Raw genomic sequence first — 19,921 nt, 5'->3', positions numbered from 1 at the left:
ACTAGCAGAAGGGGGAGAGCTTTGGCGAGTTAATTTTTCAATCGGTTGAAAAAAGGCGATGTGTTATCCTTGCTGAATTTCAATGGTTTCAGAGGTAGGTTTGCCATCTTTTCCGAGAGGCGCGATAATCGCTTTGGTCTCCTCCAATTTTGTGATGTAATAAGTGATACCTAGGCCAGGAAGAACGAAGGTTTTGCCCTCCCGAACACCTGGTATGATGTGGCGCTTCTTCCAGCGAAATTCCAAGACGGCTTCATACTCCGCAAGATTGATCTCCTTGCCTTGGACAAGTTCAAATTCCTTGTTGGAGGACAAGTCGAGAGCTTTAAGAACAAAAACATCCATCTGCCCGAGAGTCGGGTGCTGAATGGTGTCTTTTTTTGACGAGAGAATCTTGAAGCGCACCACTCCTTTTTCAAAACCAAACGGCTCGTTGATGCCGGCAAACTTACTACTTTTTGGCTCGGGGGCCAACCGTTGGATTTGGAACGTTTTACCATCCCCGCTGACCATCTTTAGGATATAATCGTGGCTAACCCGCTTCTGCAAATAGAGCTTGGTCGTGTAGGGCGGCATCGAATTCGCATCCCTCGGATTGGTCTTGGCGTTAAACTCCTCCAGATTGGAAAACCCGTCATCGTCAGCGTCCAAATCCCCCACATTCGGGGAGAAAATGTGAGGAAGCTGGGCTTCCGGTGGGCTTTTGGACCGATCACCCACCAGAAAAACATTTGTCATTGGCTCACGGAACTTTGGCTCGGCAAGGGTCAGATCAAACAGTTCATTGTCCTTCATCACCAGGAGCACCGACTTGTTCAACGGTACGGCCTTGCCGTTGCGAACAGGCGAAACCCATGAGTATTTTTTCTTGATGGTATTGGTGGCATCCTCGACCGCCTGGGTGTTGGGAGCGCTCAGCTCGTTTCTAGACGTAGCCTGCGTCAGAGCAAGACTGTCCTCGAATCCTTGAGATTCGAGGACGAGATAGACTGCCACGCCAATTGCGAGAAGGGCGGAGATCGTCAGGATAATTTTTTCGTAGCTTTTCTGCATGGTGCGATAAGGCAGCAGGGGTGAGTAAAAATCGGCAAAGATGGGTGATTGGCAGAAATGGAAATCCTAGCCCTTGGCGGCGTCCAGAAACTTAATCAAATCGATCTCCAGCCTGACCTTCAAATCCTCTTCGCCCACGACGGACACCGCATCATCAGGCGCCGCAGGTGGAGGCTTGATCACATCTGATGCAGCAGCCGCAGACTCAGCGGAAGCCGCTTCGGCTGTCCCAGCCCCTCCATCAGTTGGCAGCGCCTCAGGAGGTTTTACATCCGAGCGAAGGGGCCCTTCCTGATGCTGGTTTTCGATGCGCAGCAGCCGCAGGGTCGTAAAATACTTCATTTCGGAAGGGTTGGCAAGCCGGCTGATCAGGAGCTGGAGCGGGCCTTGATCCAAGGTCAGGACTACTGAAATCTGCCTTTTCTCGTAGATGCCGGCGGCTGTTTGCTGCCGCCCCTGCATCCCCGCTGTATTGTTGCCCTGCACCGAGGTCTGCCCCTGTTCGACAGCCAGCTTCGAACGCTCCAACAAATCCACGGACTTTACACCACACTTCAAGAACAGTTTCACCAGCTCGTCCATCGCATCGAGAAAACTTGAGAGCTCGGCGGCTGCGGCTGCGGATTTCGGCAGCCCTGTAGTATAATCGTCGAACCCAAAGGCAAACTCAGATGGTAGCTGCATTCGGGAAGCCGCCTCCGCACGTATCTCCGCAATTTTGGTCTTGAGCTTTGCCTGAAACTCGATGTCCTTGATCGCCTGAACTGGCGGCTGAAGGTAAAGCAGGGCACCACCGAGCTGATTGACCATGGACGCATACTTGTCGACCAAGGCCTGCTTGGCCTTTAGATTGCTCTCGGTTGGAGCCAGGGGAGCCCCCTGTAGTGCAGCCACCTGACTGCCCATGCTCAAATATCCGTCTTTGGTTTCAGAGTAATTGCTCCATTCATCAAACACCAAATATCCCAAGGCAAGCGAGCCTGCGATAATGACGCCAAGAATGGCAGCGAGCGGTTTGTTTTCACGAATCCAGTCCATGGTCTTTATTGAAATTTCAAAGGAGAGCTCAGAGGCATTTTAATCTCGAAGTGGTAGGCGTAGCGGTCTTCCTCGACCCCGCTGTCAACTTTCACGTATTGATCACGTTTGGTTTCAAAATCTGGCACGAGGAAGGCGTCCATTTTTGCCACCTTGGCGGCAAAGTCATAAACCACCTTCTGCTCGCCTTCCGTGTTCCTGCGATACAACCCTTGGAGACGCAGTTCATAGACAGGAGCCGCATTAGGGTCCGTTGCAGCGGCCGCCCCTCTTTTCTCCTCGTTACCCCCACTCCAAAGAGCAGCCGTGAGCGGCTTCCCGTCTTTGGTCACTTCAACCACAGTCAACCAGATGAGGTCATTGTCGAACTGCTGATTGAGGCCATTGAGCAATCGAACCCACCAAGAGCGGTCGGTTACCGCCTGCTCCAACTGCGAGCTCCTCTGGCGCAACTCCTCTTGCTTGGCTTCCAACTGACGAATTTGATTCGCCAGATTGGTCAAACGAGTACCTTCCACCTGGATGGCTGCTGCACGGTCTTGAATTGCCACCGTGGCGTTTTTAAACCAGAAGAGAGAGGCTCCAAGCGCACCCATGATACAAAGCCCCGCCAAGACCAGAGCCGGCGCACGACGTGCCGCATCACGCGAAGAGGCCAGAGCATCTGGAACCAGCTCGATTTCACACGGGCAAGCGCCCATGCCACGCAAGGCCAGACCCGCCAGTTCACCAAGTGCCGGAGCATCCACCTGGGCGGCTTCCGCGCTCACACCACGATCCAACTGAACACCGCGGAGGCCGTTGAACAACTCGACGGGAAGTTTCAGTTTTTCTGCAAAGAATTCAGCTATGTAACCCGCCGCCGACCCGCCGCCGGCCAAGAAGACCCTTTTCGGAGCACTGCCACCCTGCTGGCTGCGATAGAAAGTAATCGTCCTCATGATTTCGGCATGGAGCCGGGTCATTGAGTTGCGCATCACCTTGGACATGGCGTTCACCCCTTCATCCGGATGATCTTCAACCGCTCCACCAAGAGCAACAAAGCCTTGCGAGCGCTTCTGGCGCTCCGCCTCGGCAAATGGAACATTGAACTCCTTGGCAATCGCGTTGGTGACCGCCGCACCTCCGACGAGCAGATTGCGGGTAAAAAAGCGATCTCCATCGACAAACACCAAGTTGGTCGAACGAGCTCCCAGGTCCACAACCAAAGCGGGCTCATCGACATCGGGATAGCTGTAACGGAACGCGTTGTAGAGCACGAGAGGCCCCACATCGACACCCACCACCTTGATCCCACAAGAGACGACTTCCTCGTACATCTCGTTCAGCGGCTCGCACTTCATCGCGGCGAGCACCACCTCGACCTCACCAACGTCCGATTTGGCGACCACTTCGTAGTCCCACGAAACTTCGTCCAACTGCCACGGAACATTCTGACGCGCCTCAAATTCGACGATCTGGGCCAACTTGTCCCCTTGCACCGGAGGAAGTTTCACAAAGCGACTGAACACGGGATGGCCAGGCACTGCACACCATGTTTTTTGCCCTTTAATTCGCAGTTTTCCCACGAGTTCGCTGAGCGCCACCTTGAGTTGCGGAAGGCGGCTGACATCCACTGAAGGATCGCCATCCATCTCCACAATCTCATACTTCTTCAGAATCAGGTCCCCCCCCGACGTTTTGCCGAAGACCGCTCCACTGACACGTTGGGAGCCGAGACTGATGACTGCAATGCTGTTTGGATCTGCCATGCTGAAATGTTTCTACGCGTGATCTGCCGGGGATGGATTTCTCGGGCGCTTGTTACTTCGCCTTGACCGGCACATCGTAGTCACCCCACAAAATGCTAAACGGGGTCTGCGCCTTGCTCAAAAGCATGCCCTGTAAAAAGGCAAAACTGTCCTTCTTCTCCTCCCACCAAGGTCCTTTGCCCAGATTTGTGTCACCTGCGATGCGCTTACCCTCGGCAAAGACCTCAACCCCCCATCCTTTGACATCAGATGAAACAGTCACCACATCCTTTTGAAAAACGGACTTCATCGTAGCAGGCGAGATATAAGCAAGGGCATGATTCTCACCAGCGGGTATGCTGACAAGATCCAAAGTTCCTTCGACAACCTCAAATTTGCCATCTGTCGTCGTGTGTTGTAGCGCCACATAGATGGCCATTTGGAGCGAATCATACGTTCCTTTGTTACCGCCTGCACTGACGGGGAGTTTGACATCGAACTCGATGTCCACCTCTACCCAGTTTTTTGGCCGCCAACGCTTCTCCCGCACATTGCCGGCTGAAAACTGCGGGGTCGGCTGCTCAGCGACCGTCACACGCTTGATGTCCACCTTGATCGCAGGCAAAGTTTCCTGAACTGCAGGAGCCTGGGCATGGGACGCCGTAGCGAGGACGAGGAATGCAAAGGCCGTTGTGAGGAGTTTCATGAATGCTTTCGGTTGTTCTTGTTAATTTAGGGTTTTATCAGCAAAACACCCTGCGCATCAAGCAGGGATTCTCAGAAAGTCGCGAAAATACTCCACCATGCGTGAAAATCCGTCTTCGAAGGACACTTTGGGTTCCCAATCCAAAGGTTCTCGCGCCAGCGTGATGTCGGGTTGACGTGCTTTCGGATCGTCCGCAGGCGGTCGCAAAGTTCGATTTGGGATTTGCTGCCGGTGATCTTAAGATTGGCCTTGGGCAAGTCCATCAACGTCATCTCGGTCGGATTGCCAATGTTCACCGGTTCGTGATGGTCACTTACAGAAAGGAAAGCCGGCAGGTTCCGTCACATCGGCAGACTTCTTTTCAGTCTTCTTTTAATTGCAAATTGAGAAGGCGTTCGTTGGAGAACGGGCGGAATCGCGAGGCGAGCCCATGATGGTTGAAGCAAAAGACCATGTGACACCCCCGAAATCATCTCGAGCTTGTGCGACAAGGCTTTTACCACGTAAACTGGCCCTCCACCATGCTCACCTGCACCCGACTCGCCATCCTGTTTCTCTTCTCCATTGTCCTGCCCGCCTGCGGACCTTCCTCGGACGTCGAATCAGAAGTTGCTGAACTCGAAAAAAAGAACAACCAGGCGCCGGCCAAGACACCGAACGACACCCCGCCTGCCCCGCCCCTGACGAAAGCCCCCGGCCCAGTCACCAACGACGTAAGGGCCGAGATCATTCTGCTCGTGCCGGATGTCCGAGTGCCCATGCATGAATTCCAGCGCAACGGCCTCGCCATGCTGGTCGGCAGACAGGCAGGCTACATGCTCACCACCAAAGATGCCGCAGGCAGCAGCGCGCAGCAGATCGAGCAGTTTCGCCAGGCCATCGCTGCCAAGCCCGCAGCCATCATCGTCGAACCTATCGATCCCCCGGCGCTCGCCGCCCTGATCGTCGAAGCTCAAACCGCCGGTGTCATCGTCATCGGTTTGGACAAGCGCATGCTCAAAGAGGGCTGTGCCAGCATCGTTTACAGCGACCAACGTCTTCTCGGACGCATGGCCGCCGACACCGTGATCGAGGCCCTCAAGCGCAAAGCGACGGAAGAAAGCCAACCCGAAGTCAAAGGACGTGTTGTTCAGTTGCGAGGTGCCGCTGACGACCACGACTCCGCTGAAATGGCCGAGGGTTTCAGCGAGGGCCTGCGCACCCAGCCCGGCGTCATTCTTGTCCATGATACTCCGGCCGACTGGAGCGCAGAGGCAGCGACGCAGCGCACGGCCGAGGCGTTTCGTCTTCAGAAAAACTTCGACGTAATCTACGCACACAACGACGCCATCGCGGTCGGTGCGGCGAAAGCCGCTGAAGCCGCAGGGCAGCGTGAGAGCATCTTTATCATCGGCACCGACGGAATTTCCGGCCAGAAGAAGGGCATGGAACTCGTCCGCGAAGGGGAGATCGACGCCACCATCGTCCGTCCCGCCTTGGTCGATCTCGCCTTGCAAATCGTCGTCAAACTCCGTGCCGACAAGACCTTTAAGCCCGAGCCTGCGTACGAGATCCAGCCGGTGGCCGTCGTTCCGAAAAACGTCGAACAATCCCTCCGCGTCGGCACCTACAAGCTGCCGCGGCTGTAATGGCACCCGGCTCCTGATCAGGCACCCCCCTCTCAATTCAGGTGTGCGCATAAAAACCGCCCATTTCCGGCGGTCTGCGGACAAAAACCACCCACCGTTCCCCTGCCTCAATCTCCGTGATTGCCGCCCTCTGCCACCGTCGTAATCTTCACTCTGCCATGGTACGCCCGTTTGCCACCATCCTCCTGACTCTCCTCACCCTCCCCTTCTTGAGGGCCCAGGAAGCCGCCGCACCCAAACCGGACGCCAAGGAGCAGCTCGAAGCCGCGCAGAAACTGCTCAAACAAGTCTCGCCTGGCGTGTTTGATCTCAACGGCATCCAGATCACCGCCGCCACACGCGAAGTGCGCATCCCGTGCAACATCCTGCATCAAAAGCTGCCGATCGAATACGCCCTGTGCAACGACACCGGTGAAAAGCTCCACGAAACGATCCTGCAGACTGCCGTTCGTCCCATCCAGATTCAGCTCGCCCTGCTCCTTGCCAATTATCAGCCTGCCACCCTTGGCATTCTCGACAAGCTCGATCCCAAAGAAGAGCGCCCCTACCGGGCCAAAGACACCGAGCCCAAAACCCCCGGCGCCAACCGCCTCGCCATCCACGTCGAATGGAAGGACGGCGACAAAGTGAAACGCGTCCCGCTCTCCGACTTCATTCAGGACATCGACAAACGCAAAACACCCGACGACCTCGACACCTGGATCTTCAACGGCTCTCAAATCGACGAGACCGGCTTCGTCGCCGAACAGACCGGATCCATCATTTCCACCTATGTGGATCTCAGCGCCATGATCAACTCCCCTGCCAAGGGCAACCATCGCGACGATCTCTGGATCAGCATGCCCTCCAACATCCCGGCGGAAGAGACACAGGTCACGCTTATCATCACTCCCGCGAAGTAGCGCCCACTTGAAACTTTAAACCTGAAACTTGGAACTCCACCGACCATGAAAATCCCAACCCTTCTTCTCACCCTGGCGCTTGGCACCGCCTCCGCCTTCTCCCAGGCCACCACCCAGCCAGACCGCAATGCTTCCCTCAAACAGGAGCTGCGTCTCGGCGTTGAACGCGGTCTCAACTTTCTCCGCTCGAAGCAAAACCCGCAGACCGGTCAGTGGGGTGAGGCCGAACCCGTCGCCATGACCGGACTCGGCATCATCAGCTTCATGCTCGATCCCAACCGCAAACCCGGCGACCCCGTGCCTGCCGAAGTCGAGAAGGCCACGAAGTTCCTCATCAGCAATGCCAAGCCGGACGGCGGGATCTACGTCAAGGCACGCGGCAACTACAACACCGCGCTCGCCCTGACCGCGCTCATGCTCAATCCCAAGCCTGAAAACGAAGAGGTCATGCTCAAGGCACGACGCTACCTCGTCCACAACCAGCTCGACCTCGACGAAAAGGGCAAGCAGGACAACCCGCTCGACGGCGGCATCGGCTATGGCGATGACAAAGGCATGCACGCCGACCTTTCGAACATGACCTTCGCCCTCGAAGCGCTCTACTATTCCCAGGCCCTCCTCGCCGACAAAGGCGACGCCGCCAAAAACGAGCCGCAACTGAACATCAGCGCCGCCATCGACTTCATTCAGCGCTGCCAGAACCGCCCCGAGAGCAACAAGGCAGGCTGGGTCAGCAAAGATCCCGACGACGCCGGCGGCTTCATCTACAACCCCACCGAAACCCGCGGCGCCAAAGTTGAAAACCCTGACGGCAGCATCGCTCTTCGCAGCTACGGCAGCATCAGCTACGCCGGACTCCTCAGCTTCATCTACGCCGGCTTGGAAAAAGACGACCCGCGTGTCAAAGCCGTCATTGAATGGCTGGAGAAACACTACAGCGCCGACGAAAACCCCGGCCTCGGTGCCGCCGGTCTTTACTACTACTACCAGACGATGAGCAAAGCCCTCAGCATCGCCAAGATCGACTTCATCAAAACGAAAGACGGCAAGCTCATCGACTGGCGCAAAGACATCACCGAAAAGCTCCTCAGCCTCCAAAAAGGCGACGGCTCCTGGGCCAACACCGAAGGCCGCTGGATGGAAAGCGATCCCGTCCTCGTCACCAGCTACATCCTCATGGCCCTCGGCCGCATCCATCAGACGCTCTAAGTCCCCTGGGCGGTTCCGTAGTACCGGCTTCAGCCGGTCAAGTGCGCTGACAAAAGCCGCGCTCCACATCGCTCTCGACACGCGACCATCGCCTCCGGTAGTCTCACCGGCATGTCGCTTCATGCCCGCAGTCTCCTTCTGCTCCTTGCGTTTGTGTTAAACACGGTGGTGCAGGCGGAGAAACCGCAACTCACCACACGAGTCTTCAAAATCCCTTCCGACCTTTTGCCGGTGGGAGGCAGCCCCAAGGGAGGTGATGCAGGGGCTGCCGCAGCAGCCGATCCTTTTGCTGCAGGTGTTACACCAACCGCCCCTGATGACTCCGTCTCCCCCCGGGCCACCGCCAAAGCGATTCTCGAAGCCCAGGGAATCACCTTCCCGAAAGGAACCAGTGCGACATTCGATCCCACCACCGGCCTGCTTTCCATCACCAATACCCAGGCCAATCTCGACCTCGTTGAAGCTTACGTTAAGGTTCTCTCACTGGACTCGCCGTGCACCATCGCCTGCATTGTCACCGTCATCGAAGGTCCTGGTGAAATCATCCGTCAGGCCAATGCCGCCGCGTCGCACACGACAGACGCCTCCAAAGAACTCGCCACGCTGCTCGGCCACGCGAAAAAACCCGGCTCCAACGTTCGCGTCGTCGGAGATGCCTTCCTCGAAACCAAGTCCGGCACCCGCGCCATCACCAATGCCGTGCGCGAGCACGTCTATGTCTCCGCCCTCGAAATGGATGCGAAGAGCCGTTCATCCGCCGTCCAGGAAATGCGCCCGATCGGCCTGCATCTGGAATATGAGCCGACCCTCGGCGCGGATGGCGTCACCATCGATTCCACCCTCAGTTTGGAAGTTCACCCCGCCCCTCCGGCGGAACGTCAGTTCAGCCTCACCGAGCCCATCACCGGCAGCACCGCCGAGTTTCCCACCACCGAGATTCACTGCGCCCATTTCACCACCGCATTCACGAGCACCAGCGGCAGCACCAAACTCGTCGGCATTACCAAGGCCGTGGGCACGCCCAAACAGAGCGAAGACACTCTGTGGGCCGCATTTGTCACCCTCACCGTGCGCCGGGTCGAAAGCCTGCCCTCTCCTGCAGCAGCGACCGCGCCGGTCGCGCAAACACCTTCCGGACTGAAGGCCGCCGCATTCAACGTGCCCGACGGTTTGTTTGAATCGTTCATGGAACAGCCTCAGCCAGTGCAGGCGTGGTTCGAAGCCAACGGCATCACGCCGGTCAAAGGAGCCTCTGCCAGACACACCCACGGCCTCCTTCAAATCATCAACACTCCCGACAACATTGAGCGCATCGCCGCCCTGATCGATGAATGTCTCCGTCTATGCCCCAGGACGGTCGCGTTCACGTTGCACACGCTTCAGGCACCTGCCGCTTTCCTGCGGAACCTCACGCGCCAGATCGTCGCATCAGCCGATGACGCTGCCATGCTGGCAGCTGTGGAAGACGCGATGGCTCGTGGCGATGCCACTTTCATCGACTCCATCTTCCTCGAAACCAAATCCGGCATGCGTGCCTCACATGAATCCCAACGCGAACACGTTTATGTGTCTGAATTCGGTACCGATGACAAAGGCCAGCCTCATCTGGCTTTTGAGATGCGTCCGGTCGGATCCATCCTTCAAATCGAACCTGTCGTCCGGGCCGATGGACTCACGGTGGAGATCGCCCTGGACAACGAACTGCATACGGCTCTGCCGGAAACACGTCACGATCACTTCCGAGATCCTGCCTCAAACAAGGCCTTCGAGATGCCAGCCGTCGATTTCCATCTCACCAAAACCATCACCGGCATTAGCGTGACGAAAGGTGGAACGAAATTGATCTCACTCAACAAACCCACCGGTCGCGGCGACGCCGATGTGCTCTGGGCCACGTTTTTGAAATGTGATGTCGTGCCGCACGTGGCAAAGAGAGTCACGTCGGCTCCTGAAAAACCACGCCCTCTCATATCGCCGAGCCCTCACACCGACGAACAGTTCACCCGCGCCTTTCGTGTAGATCCACTGGTGATGGAAGACTTGATGAAACCAGAAGCGGGTTCCACAAAGAGCGCCAAACAAGTTTTTGAAGACGCTGGTATCTCATTTCCTGAAGGAGCTTCTGTTAGCTACGGTCCTGCCACCAGCCAGATCATCGTCCGCAACACTTCCGAAAACCTCGATAAAGTGGCGCAGTATCTCGAAAACTTGGACGATCGTTATCGCCCGCTCAACACCTCCTTCACGGCCCATGTCCTCCAAGGCCCCGGCCCGTTGCTGCGCCGTCTCACGGCCCAAGCCGCTGCGAAGAGCAATCATCGCGCCGAACTCGATGAACTGCTTGCCGCCGTGAAGGCCGGAACCGTGCAGCATCTCAACACCGCACGCATTGAAACCAAGTCCGGCACCCGCGCCACTTCCACACAGGCCAATGAACACATCGCACTGAGTGAAATCAGCGTGAACGACAAAGGAGTCCCCCGATTCGAGCAGGAAATGCGTGAGGTTGGATTCCGCGTCGAACTCGAACCCACCGTAGGTGCAGACGGCGTCACCATCGAAGTCACACTCGCTCCTGAGTTTCATACCGCTCCACCCTTGGAGCATCGCGAGTTCGTCATCGACACCCAAGGCCGCCGCCTGGAGTTCCCGCTCACGGATTACTTCATCGCCAAGACCACGACGTGCATCACCATGCCCGACGGCACCGCCCGTCTGCTCTCCCTCTACAAGCCCATGGGCAGGCCTGAATTCGAAACGGAAGACATCCTCCAGGCCGTCTTCATCACCTGCGACATCCTGCGAGTCGGAGAATAGGAACACACCCATCGCTGTTCCGTAGTCCCGGCTTCAGCCGGAATCAGACCGGCTAAAGCCGGTACTACAATACAAAAGCCAGTCCCGCTGCTGCCATCACTCCGCAAACTCCGTGTAGTGCTTCCGTCGCGGCGGCGAGGTGACGAGTGCCTTCTGTTTCCACAGCGTGGCCAGATGAAAATCCTTCTCGCAGCCGATGCCTTCCTGATAGCAGTTCGACAGATTCTTCATCGCCTCCACCACGCCTTCTTCGGCGGCAGCCTGGATGGCGGCAAAGCCGGTTTTGCGTTCCTTGGTGGTCTGACCGTGATTCAGGAGCACCATGCCTGCGAGATTCTTCGCCGGAGGATGCCTGTCCGTCACGCGTGAGAGCGTGTCGTAAACCTGCTGCCAGAGCGCGGGGTCAGTCTCCGCCTTCCGCCAGAGTAGATGCGCCGCCAGATACGCCTCCAGCGGATGCTTGGAACGGCTCATGAACGGCAGCACGAACGCGCCCGCCTTCTCAACATCCTCCGACAAGCCATGGCCTTGGAACAACGCCTCGGCATAGTAGAAGCGTGCATCGCGCCGCTGACTGGCCTCGAACGCCTTTTGATACAGCACCGTGCTGCGCGCCGGATCTCGCGGCATGCCATAGCCTGCGGCGAGCAAGTGCCCCTCAAGCAGCATTGCCGACACGCTGCCGCGCTCCGCGAACTGATGCACCGGATCCGCCCATGACGCATCGAGCCATTTGCCCTCGGCAAACAGCTGCCGCGCCATGCGATCGCACAACGTGTCGGCAAACGGTTTCCAAAACGTCTCCTGCGGGAACTCGCAGACAACACCCAGCAGCACGGTGAGCGCGGGCTTGAAGTCCTGCGTGTCCTCGATGCCGCGCATCCTTTCGAGAATCTCCAGCCGTGCCTCATCCATCTGCTCGGCATGCGTGAAGGCAGGCTTCAGCGCTCGCAGCGAGGCCGCTTTGAGAAACTGATCCTCCGAGGGCAGCAGCTCGTGGATCTCAATCCTGTCGTCCGCATCCGTGATGCGCCACACGTCCGCCTGATCACGCTGCACCGTGCAGGCGAGCACGCCCGTGCCGCGCGCGATCCGGGCACCACGCTGAACTTCAAACTGAAACGGCTGGGAGACCTTGATGAGATCAAAGGTCTCCACCTCAGCCTTCGCTCCGGCGGCCACGCTGATGCGCCGCAGCGGCCAGCGCGCGCGCATTTCCTCTTCCTGCCGCAGCAGCGCTTCCATCGGAGAATGGTCCAGTTTGAAAAACATCCCCTGCCCTGCCGCCACGTGATCCAGCAGCGACGCCACAGACACCTCGTTCCACGAGCGCACAAACGCCGCCGCACGTTCCATCGCACCCCGCTGGGCGGAGAGCTTGGCATCGGCACGCCTGTCTCCAGCCGCTTTCGCTTTCTCAAACGCCGCCAGAGCCAGCTTGATGTCCGGCTGCGTGCCGTTGCCATACTCATATCGCTCACCCAGCGGCATCCACGCGGAGGCCTCGCCGAGTTTCACCGCCAGTTGCAGTCCCTGCAGGGCGCTTTCCGTGTAGCGCGCCGGATTGTCCACGTCATCGACCACGCGAACGAAATCGCGCAATGCGTCATGACTGCCGCCCTCAACCGCCTGCCGCAGTAGAAACACCACTTCATCGCCAAATTCACCCGAAGCACGAAGGGCCAGCGCGAGCTGATGCATCGCCTCGACATTCCCCGCCTCCGCCAGCGGCATCAGCACATGCGAGGCCAGCACCGGTGCACCGGCTCGCAGCAGGCATTGACAGGCTCGCACACTGTCCTGCGGCGGAAGATCCGGAACTTTCACCGCTACCGATGTCGCAACAGCCGTCACGGGCTCCGCAGTCGCCGCCGACGTCGATGCAGAGAGGTGGTCCAGATGATGCGGCCAATAGACTATGCCGGCGATCATCGCCCCGCAGACCACAAGGCCGCTCAACAGAAAAGACGAGGATTCCTCCTCGTCAGGCTGGGGTTTCGTTTCGGCCGCCGCTTCCAGCTTCACCGTCGGTCTCGCGACGGGCTTCGGAGTCATCTGAGCTCCTTCGGCTGCCGGAGGCACGCCGTCCAGAATCACCTCACCCACCCGCTGCCCGGGACGCGGCTTTAAAGCCACCGGCTTGAGCAAGTAGCTGCGACGACTTGATCGGGGCCCCGCCAGGGGTTCCTCCATCGCCTCCGGTATCGGAGCTTCCTCCTCCGTGGCAAGATCCAGATCGAACACCTCGCCGCCGATGCCGAACTTGAAGGGCACTTCCACCTCAACTTCGCCGGAGATGACCCCGTTCACCGAGAACTGTGCCGCTGCGTAGAGGGCCACGATTTGAAACGTCCTGTCGCCGGTTCGATACAACGTGCAATGCTTCGGTAAAACACCCGTGCCCTCAATCATGATTTCGCATTCCGGCGCGCTGCCCATCACCAGCGACGAAAGCCTCGGACACGAAATCCGGTGCTCACCGTCTGGAGTGCGTAATGTCAGAACCGTCTTGGACATCGGCGCCGATTATGATGAATCGCACGACAGCGTCGAGTCATCATTCAAACAAAGAATCTCAGACTTCCTTACTTTCCTGCACCCAGCTCCTTGTAGTAGCGCTTCACGAGTTCGCGAAATTCGGCAGGCACCGGATCACGATCCACGGGCGCGAGGTTTTTCCCGGCGTCCTTCTTCGAGAGTTCCTCAACGACTCGATCCCGCAGTTCGATGAGAGGCTGGGTGATGCGCTGGTTCAGCACGGCGACCTGCGGAGCTTCGTTGCTGCGCTTGAGGTTGATGCGCAGTTCGCGTGCGCGGTCGAGCACCTTGGCGGCTTCGTTGCGAAGTTCAGGATTGTTGAGAAGCTCCTCCACATTGCGCAGGCGGTCGCTCCACTGGTCGTAGCCGTTGCCGGTGAAGACGCCCTTGTCGGTTTCTTCCTTCGAATCTTCAAAGAAAAGCGCCTCGGGCACCGAACCGCCAACGATCTGCGGACGGAAGCGATCGTTGTCGGAATCGCGATCCGTGGTGCGCCCGCCGGCGAATTGATCTGGCGTGTTGTTGCCGCCGCGATTGTCGCCCGGCCGTGATTGACCGTTGCGAGGCTGATTCGCGTCGGCGGTTTGCTGCCGCCCTTCACCACGCCCTTGTCCGGGTTGCTGGCCCTGACCTTCGCCCGGCTTTTGTCCCTCGGGTGAATTCGCATTCGCCTGTTGCTGACCCTGGCCTTGCTGACCGGGTTGCTGTCCCTGCCCTTGTCCCTTGCCTTGCTGCTCGCCCGGCTTCTGGCCTTGCCCTTGACCTTTTTGGCCTTCACCAGGCTGTTGTCCGGCTTCAGCCATCTTGGGATCCTGTCCCTCGCCTTGTCCCTGACCTTTCTCTCCGGGCTTTTGACCTTGGCCTTCGCCTTTTTCACCGAGTTGCTGACCGTCTTTGCCCTCACCCGGCTGCTTGCCATTCTGAGCGGTCTTCGGGTCTTGGGGCTGGTCTTGTCCCTGTTCGCCAGGCTTCTGGCCCTCCTGACCTTCACCGGGTTTCTGACCGCTTTGAGCCATCTTGGGATCTTGCGGTTCACCTTGGCCCTTGCCGTTAGGATCTCCATCCTTGCCGGGCTGCTGACCTTTGTCGGCGCTCTTTGCGTCTTGAGCCTCACCTTCGCCCTTTTTACCGGGTTTCTGGCCCTTCGGGTCTGACTTGTCGGACGAGTCAGACTTGTCCGACTTCGCCGATGCCTGCTGGGGACCTTTTTGACCCTCTTGACCTTTCTCCCCCCCCTCCTGCTCCTGCGCTTCCTTGATCAGTTTGTCGAGTTCGTTCTTCGCCACACGCAGCGCTTCGCTCTCACTGCCGAGCACGCTCTCCGCGGCTTTCTCAACGCCCTTCTGCAATTCATCGACCGCATTCGCGGCTTTGCGCTCGGCTTCCTTCGCCTCGGCTTGTGAGCCGTAGCGAAGTTGATCGCGCGTTTCCTGTAGATTTTCCTCCAGTCCGCTCGTCTGCGCTTTGCGAACGGCATCGTAAAGATTGCGATGCAGCAGCGGCTCGCTCTGCTCAGCCTGCTCGCTGAGTTCGCGCATGCTGTTGAGCAGTTTCTCAACGTTCTCCTGCTGCTCGGTCACCTGACGCGCCTGCGCCTGGTTTTGCAAACTCTGCGCGATGTCGCTGTCGGCGGGCTTCTGATTCTCGAGCGCTTCGCTGATCTTCTTCTGCGTCTCCGCCGCCTCGCGCGCCTGCTGACGGAGCTGCTTCACTTCTTCGGCGAATTTCTTGCTCGTTTTCTGGCGGAAGTCCTCCTGCATCTTTTCCAGTTCGCGCTGCGCACGCGTGGCTGAGTTCGCGGCATCGGCAAGCTTCTCCTCTTTGAGCTGCTCGGCCGCCTCCATGACCTTTTCACGCGTTTGATCGAGCTGTTCCTTGGCCTCGGCCATGTTCTGCGCGTTCTCAGGTTTCTCCATGCGGTCTTTAAGATCATCGAGGTCACGAAGAAGCTGCTCCTGCTCGGCCTGAAGACGCTTGAGCTGATTGTCGAGCTCTTCCTTCTCCTCTTCCGTCTTCGCCTGGGCGATCTGGTTTTGCAGCTCCTTCATCTTCTCCGCCAGCGCCTCCTGACGACGGGCGAGCTCCTTGAGGCGGTTCAGCACCTGCAAATTCTCCTGCTGCTCGGCGGTCTGTTCCTCCGTGGCTGCCTTCTCCTCCTCATAGCGCTGCTCCTTCTGCTTCATCTCCAGATCCATGAGCTGGTTCTGCTTCTGGCTCTCGCTGCCGGACATGGATTTCGACGGTTGATTCTGCCGCATCACCTGATGCTCGCGGCTCTGCGCACGATGCAGCCATTCCAGCGCGCTCTGTTCATAAGTCAGCGCCTGATTCAAAGGCGAACGCTTCTTCTCCTCCGACGCTTGTTGCAGCGGATCGAGCGCGTCCTTCATGCTCTTCCACGCTTCGGTGAGCGCGTTCTTCGCCTCGGCGTCCTCGACTTTCTCCATCGCTTCCTTCGTCTGCTCCAAGGCGAGCCCCTGCGATTGATGCACAACGTCCACATCCGGCGCGGCGGCTTCCATCACGCGTCCGGCATTCGTGTCGCGAATGATGCGCCACGTCGCATTCACGATCTGCTTCTGCAGTTCGACGAGCTTGTCGCTCTCGGCCTTTTTCCCGGGCTCACCGGGTTCACTCGGCGGCGCTTCCATCTCGCGAAAGATGTCTTCAAAGTGGCGCACGTCGGCAAAGAACATGTCGCTCATCGCACGGCGTACTTCGCCCTTCGGTCCGGTGTCCTCCGCCCAGAGGTAATAGCTCACCAACTGCCGCGGTTGCGCGTTTTCCTTCTCAAGCGTCAACTCGGCGCGCACATCCTGCTTCTTCAGAGGCTCGGTGATGGGATGCTTGAAGAGGATCTCCTTGCTGTTGCCGTTGATGCTGAAGACCGCGCCCGACTTCGTCACACCGAGATCGTCGGAGACCTTCGCTTCGACGGGCAGCTCCTGAATGCTCGACACCTGCAGGTCGCGCTTCGGAAAGACGACCTCGATTTTGGCAAGCTGGTTCGACTGCACCGTCACCTTGAACCACGGCGGATTCTTGTTCGCACGATCCGCCTCGTCCACGAGGTGCAGGCGATACTTCTGCGACTTCTCGGCCGTGAAGACACCTTCGAGTACCGTCGGATCTTCGCTGGAAGGCGTCAAAGTGATGATCGACTTGTCCTCGCCAAAGAGTTCGGCGGCGGTGAGATGCGGCCCAACGGGCGAGGCTGGCTTCGTAGTAGCTTGAAGCGACGGCTTTGCAGCGGGTTTGGCAAATGGATCGGACGCAACCGACGCCGGCTCAGGTGTGGGCGGCGTGTCGATCAGCGGTTTGTTGACCTTGATCTTCCACGCGATCTTCGAGCCTTCGAGTGCGGTGACTTTCTGCGTGTTCTTCGTCTCCTTGGAGGGAAGCTTGGTGTATTCCGGCGGCATCACGATGACATCCGCGCGAACCAGCGCCGGATAATCAAACACGGTGATCGTGTGCTCCTTCGACTTCTGGTTCGCAAACTCGACGTGGTATTTCGTGTCGGCATCCACCTTGCTGATCAGGCCGCCATAGACCTGCTCGTCCACCGTCAAACGCATCGGCAGGCGCTCGCGAACTTTGCCATCCGGCTCGCTGACGATCAGCATCGCGTCGGCGGGCACGGGCCCGTTGAAACGTGCCTCGATGATGAGCCGTGATCCGCGCTCGACCTCGGCATCACCGGGAGTCAGCGTCGCTTCAAACGCAGTGGGTTTTGAAGCCGTCTCGGCGACCTGCTGCGCGACCTTGGACTTTTGATCCGGCATGTTGAGTCGCAGTGCGACATCGATGGCGACAAACGCGATCACCGCGAGCCACGCGGCGGCCAGCGCACGGGTGTAGGGCTTGTTGGCGACTGTGACCGGCCAGTTCTGCGTGGCGGCACGTGCGAGCGCGTGATCGATCAGCCGCTCGTGCAGGAAACCTGTGGGCTCGTCGGCCTCCGGCTCATGCTCGATGGCCGTTAGGAGCAGCGAGTCGAGCGCGGGATGTTTCTGCTCGATGACGCGTGCGATCTCATGATCGCTCCAGATGTTCCGACGGCCTTTCAGCCACGCCACGAGACACAGCACGATCAGCCCAAGCATCGACCAGCGGTCCCAGCGCTTCGACAGGGCGTGACCGTTCAACGCGGCCAGCAGAAAGGTTCCGCGCACGAGAATCCCGATCGCAAAAGCAGCGGCGAGATGGCGGAGCAGTCGCGCGCGACGCAGGGCCTCGCGAACTTCGGAAATGCGGGCTTCGAGAATGGTGCGTGCGATCATGATGACGGGTTACGCGGTTTGAGCTGGGACGCTGTGCCTTGAACGGCCTGCGATGGCTGTTTCGAGCAAAAGCACGGCCAAAAGTAGGATCAAGAACCACCACCATAGGTTCTGGCGCTGTTCGGTATCGGTGGCGGTGAGGCGCTGGTCGGTGGTCTCGCTTGTGGCGGCGGTGTCGGAGGCGCTGGCGAGCTTGATGCCGTATTCGGCGAGCTTTTGCGGTTCCAACGGCAGGACGCGGCCTTCGTCAGGCGGGAGATTGACGGCGACGACCTGGGTATGCGCGGGGCTTTGCACCTTGTGAAGGCCGATTCCGGTCGCGGTGAAGGTTTCGCCCGGTTTCAGGGTGTGCGTCTTGTTCTCGGGATCGGTGATGGTGTGTGTCTGCGTGGCGTCGAACGGGAGCGTGTCTCCGACGAGCAATGTGGCGGCGGGGTCGTGGCTGAATCCGGCGGCGGCGAGCCAGCCGTAGAGCAGCGGCACGAATTTCGTACTGAGCGCGAACTGGCTGTCGCCCGGATGCCAGCCTGAGGCGAGCACGATGAGCGTCCCTTTGCCGATGCGCCCACTGAGGATGGCCGGATGGCCGTTGTCGAAACTGGCAAGCGTTTCGAGCGACGATTGCGGCTTCTTGAACTCGATCAGCCGATGCTTCCAAAAGCGGAGCTTGGTGAAGTCTCGCAGCTTGGGATCCGCGAAGGGTTTGAGAAGCGGGTGCTCGGTTTTGACGTTCGCGAGCATGCGATACTCATCGTCGGTGTCAGGAGCGACGGTGAGGTCGAGGCCGGTGACCGCTTTGAGCAATGTGGCGTCGGAAGGCACGGTGACGAGAAACCCGCCGCGCTCGACATAGTCGCGCAATCCGGCGGCCGGGGCGTCGCCAACGATGAAAAGGACGTCCGGGGCCTGCGCCGGGAGTTTTTCATCCGCCGTGAGCAGCGGGGCGAGCGTGTCAGTCGGCTGCAGGGCGCGGGCGAGGTAATAGAGCGGTGCAGAGGCCTCGTCACGCGTTGCGTCCTTGCCGAGGAGGTGGATGCGCACCGAACGCGGCTGCGGTGGGGCGATGAAGATGCGGTTGTCGAAGTCGAAGGTGTCGCCGCTGAGGTTGAGCGTGGTGGCGTTGGTCGAATTCGGCGGCGCGGTGAGGATGCGCGAGGCACCGGGCGGGATCTGCGCGGTGATCGTGTCGGTTTTGGGCGCGTCTTTCCAGGCGAGCGTGAAGTCGCGCAGCGCGGAGTCGCGCGTGTTGCTCAGCCGAATGCGGATGAGCGCATCGGTGCTGCCGTTCTCCTCGCGGGCGGCGAGGGCCATGCTGAAGTTGTCATTCGTGGCCGGATCGATGCGATGAACCTTGAGCGTGAGTTCCGCAGGCCAGGCAATCGTGCGCAGCGCGTCGAGGTGCGTTCCCTCCTGAAGATCGGTGATGAGATGAATGCGCTTCTTCAGCGTGGCCGTGCTGGAATCAAAGCTCGGCACCGCGGCGATCAGCGCGCGATCGAGCTGCGTGGCGCTCCAAGTGGGCGTCAGGTCTGCGAGCCGGCTTTGCGCGGCTGTGACACGGTTCGCGGGTGTGTTGCGATCTTCTTCGAAGCCCCACACCGTCGTGAGATCACGATCAAACACGGCGAGCGCGATGCGATCGGTGAGCTTGGCGGCTTTGAGCTGCTTTTCGGCTTCGGCGACGGCTTGCTTCCACAAATCAGCACGACGCATCGAAGCACTGCGGTCGAGCACGATGAGCGTGGCGTGGTTCGGCGATGCCGATGCGGTCGATTCATTTTGCACGAAGGGCCGCGCGAACATCAGCGCCAGCAGAATGAGCGCGAGGCAGCGTAGCAGGAGCAGCAGCCAGTTTTCGAGACGGCGTTTGCTGACAGGCACGGGCGTCTGCGCATCGAGGAAGAGCAGCGAACTGAACTCGACGCGATCCTGCGGCGGACGACGGCGCAGATGCAGCAGGATCGGCGCGATGATCGCGGCGGCACCGGCGAGGTAGAGTGGAAAGAGCCAGTTCATG

11 protein-coding genes are annotated in these 19,921 nt (G+C 59.0%); 4 read left to right on the top strand and 7 right to left on the bottom strand.

Annotated elements, in window-relative coordinates; all coding sequences use genetic code 11:
- Positions 1–63: 63 nt before the first annotated feature.
- From KDL09_RS08790 to KDL09_RS08775, 4 genes are all read right to left on the bottom strand, one after another.
- Positions 64–1,053 carry an Amuc_1099 family pilus-like system protein gene (locus tag KDL09_RS08790; RefSeq protein WP_294384008.1) on the bottom strand — a complete coding sequence of 330 codons (990 nt, stop codon included), beginning with the start codon at positions 1,051–1,053 and terminating at the stop codon, positions 64–66.
- Positions 1,054–1,119: 66 nt separating this feature from the next.
- The gene (locus KDL09_RS08785; protein ID WP_294384006.1) at positions 1,120–2,091 is read right to left on the bottom strand and encodes an Amuc_1100 family pilus-like protein; all 972 of its coding nucleotides are present in this window, start codon (positions 2,089–2,091) and stop codon (positions 1,120–1,122) included.
- Positions 2,092–2,096: 5 nt separating this feature from the next.
- On the bottom strand, positions 2,097–3,842 hold the full coding sequence (locus tag KDL09_RS08780) for an Amuc_1101 family PilM-like pilus complex protein (RefSeq protein ID WP_294384005.1): 1,746 nt from the start codon (positions 3,840–3,842) through the stop codon (positions 2,097–2,099).
- 52 nt (positions 3,843–3,894) lie between these two features.
- On the bottom strand, positions 3,895–4,527 hold the full coding sequence (locus KDL09_RS08775; RefSeq protein WP_294384004.1) for an Amuc_1102 family pilus-like protein: 633 nt from the start codon (positions 4,525–4,527) through the stop codon (positions 3,895–3,897).
- 521 nt (positions 4,528–5,048) lie between these two features.
- On the opposite strand from KDL09_RS08775, the gene KDL09_RS08770 reads away from it, so the two are divergent.
- The 4 genes from KDL09_RS08770 to KDL09_RS08755 all read left to right on the top strand — a co-directional run bounded on the left by KDL09_RS08770 (position 5,049) and on the right by KDL09_RS08755 (position 11,083).
- Positions 5,049–6,155 (top strand): substrate-binding domain-containing protein, encoded by a 1,107-nt coding sequence (locus KDL09_RS08770; protein ID WP_294384002.1) that lies wholly within the window; start codon positions 5,049–5,051, stop codon positions 6,153–6,155.
- A 158-nt stretch (positions 6,156–6,313) separates the two neighbouring features.
- A complete protein-coding gene (locus KDL09_RS08765; RefSeq protein WP_294384000.1) occupies positions 6,314–7,057 on the top strand; it encodes a YdjY domain-containing protein in 744 nt (247 codons plus the stop codon).
- Positions 7,058–7,102: 45 nt separating this feature from the next.
- Entirely contained in the window at positions 7,103–8,266 is a 1,164-nt protein-coding gene (locus KDL09_RS08760) for a prenyltransferase/squalene oxidase repeat-containing protein (protein ID WP_294383999.1), read from the top strand.
- Positions 8,267–8,377: 111 nt separating this feature from the next.
- Complete coding sequence (locus KDL09_RS08755; RefSeq protein WP_294383998.1) at positions 8,378–11,083, top strand: hypothetical protein; 2,706 nt, start codon at positions 8,378–8,380, stop codon at positions 11,081–11,083.
- A gap of 96 nt (positions 11,084–11,179) precedes the next feature.
- Here KDL09_RS08755 and KDL09_RS08750 read toward each other — a convergent pair whose 3' ends face one another.
- From KDL09_RS08750 to KDL09_RS08740, 3 genes are all read right to left on the bottom strand, one after another.
- The gene (locus KDL09_RS08750; protein WP_294383997.1) at positions 11,180–13,600 is read right to left on the bottom strand and encodes a hypothetical protein; all 2,421 of its coding nucleotides are present in this window, start codon (positions 13,598–13,600) and stop codon (positions 11,180–11,182) included.
- Positions 13,601–13,668: 68 nt separating this feature from the next.
- Positions 13,669–17,904 carry a DUF4175 family protein gene (locus KDL09_RS08745; protein ID WP_294383996.1) on the bottom strand — a complete coding sequence of 1,412 codons (4,236 nt, stop codon included), beginning with the start codon at positions 17,902–17,904 and terminating at the stop codon, positions 13,669–13,671.
- 9 nt (positions 17,905–17,913) lie between these two features.
- The gene (locus tag KDL09_RS08740) at positions 17,914–19,920 is read right to left on the bottom strand and encodes a vWA domain-containing protein (RefSeq protein ID WP_294383995.1); all 2,007 of its coding nucleotides are present in this window, start codon (positions 19,918–19,920) and stop codon (positions 17,914–17,916) included.
- Position 19,921: the final 1 nt, after the last annotated feature.

Origin of the sequence: Prosthecobacter sp. (assembly GCF_020439865.1) — a bacterium.
In the GTDB taxonomy this organism is placed as follows: Bacteria; Verrucomicrobiota; Verrucomicrobiia; order Verrucomicrobiales; family Verrucomicrobiaceae; genus Prosthecobacter.
Note: the sequence above shows the minus strand (reverse complement) of the source record. Positions and strands in the feature narration are given on the sequence as shown.